Annotated in this window: 1 protein-coding gene; it reads left to right on the top strand. The window is 59.2% G+C overall.

Annotated elements, in window-relative coordinates; genetic code table 11:
• Positions 1-314 (top strand): hypothetical protein (locus tag NR126_RS28645; RefSeq protein ID WP_256832522.1); only part of this gene is annotated, 314 nt, incomplete at both ends.

Here is a 314-nt window from a genome sequence, read left to right as displayed (position 1 = left end):
ACCGCTCAGGGGCTCTGTCAGCAACGACTGGCTGGTGCTGACCGAAGAGGCTCTGCATCAGGTCAACGGCAATCGGCAGAAGTTGCTGCAACAGCTGAAGTCCCAGACCTCCAACCGGCAGGAGGTGCTGCAACAACGGGTCGACCGGATCTTCAATCAGGAGGAGTTGCTGCAACAGCTGGTCTACCAGACCTTCAACCAGCCCGACAACCCGTTACTGCATGGTCGGCGCCAGCAGCAGGCCCTGACCCTCAACGGTCTGACTACCACTACCGACTACGCCTACGCAAAACTCAACAGCACCTTTGTGGGCG

Source organism: Pseudomonas sp. Pse1 (genome assembly GCF_024519635.1).
GTDB lineage: Bacteria > Pseudomonadota > Gammaproteobacteria > Pseudomonadales > Pseudomonadaceae > Aquipseudomonas.
This window is presented reverse-complemented; position numbering and strand designations above follow the sequence as displayed.